This is a genomic window from Thermomonospora catenispora (genome assembly GCF_006363815.1).
Lineage (GTDB): Bacteria > Actinomycetota > Actinomycetes > Streptosporangiales > Streptosporangiaceae > Thermomonospora > Thermomonospora catenispora.
Genome location: NZ_RRYT01000086.1, coordinates 1 through 1,018, shown reverse-complemented (window position 1 = coordinate 1,018; position 1,018 = coordinate 1). Strand labels below are relative to the sequence as shown.

Here is a 1,018-nt window from a genome sequence, read left to right as displayed (position 1 = left end):
GAGAGGATTCGAACCCCTAACCTTCTGATCCGTAGCCACTGGCCGACCTCTGCCCGCATGCTTTGGCCCAGGTGGATCCGGGTGCCGGTGTGCGGCCGGGTGAGTCGTGGTGAGCCGGTGTTGCTGTACTCCTCTGCTGTACGGCAGCCGTCTCGGCCACTCGGCGGCGTGGGCTGTGGAGCGGTTCCTTACGAGCCAATCGAGCGGTGTCCGCTCTGGTCCATATCCGTCCGCTGATCTGCTGTCGAGCCTCCGAGCCGTCCACCTGCGTCCGCCGTTGTCCGGGGCTGTTGTTAGCACTGGCGTTAGCAAGTGGGGGCGCCCGCCGTATCCGGCTTTTCCGGTGGCAAGGGGATCCGGAGCGCAGGGCCGGTCACGGCCCGAGCACCGGAAGCTCCGCGGCAGCTCCTTGGCCGCAACCGTCGTGGTGATCGTTTCGCGCTTCCGCCGGTTGTCTTTCGGCTGCTTGCTTGGTCGTCAGGGAGCGGTGGTCGTCTTGTCGTTGGCGTGTTCGCGGGGTTGAGTGGGTGGCGCGGGTGGGCTGGGGTGGTGTGTTTGGCCGGTTACGGCCTGGCGGTCTTCGTTGGTTTTTACTGCTGCAAGGGGTGGGCTTGGGGGAACCTTGCAGGTATGGATGGTGCTGGGCGTTGGCGGCCGTTCATGTTCTTGCTGTTGACGGTGGCGGCGGGGGTGGTGACGGCGGTGGTGCCGCTGCTGCCGTCGTCATGGCCCCTGGTGGTGCGGCTGGTGTTGAGCGTGGTGGCGGCCATCGCAGCGGGGGCGGCAGGCTCCTACGTCAGTGAGTGGCTGAACGCACGACGCGCCCTCAAAGCAAGTCGGGCCGCCGCCATAGCGGAGGAGGCTGGGCGGCGGAAGGCACTGGAGGAGAACCGTAATCCGGCGGAGGCCGATGAGAGCCCGGCGGCGTTGCTGCGGCCCACACGGGGTGTGGTGCCGTTTGCGGGGCGGGCTGATGAGTTGAAGCTGCTGCGGGAGTGGTGTGAGGACGGGTCGGCGT

Annotated in this window: 1 protein-coding gene; it reads left to right on the top strand. The window is 67.3% G+C overall.

All coding sequences use genetic code 11. The annotated features are described in order from the left end of the window. Nucleotides 1–660: 660 nt before the first annotated feature. On the top strand, nt 661–1,018 hold a 358-nt coding region (locus EIO00_RS23955), incomplete at its 3' end, for a hypothetical protein (RefSeq protein ID WP_140182706.1).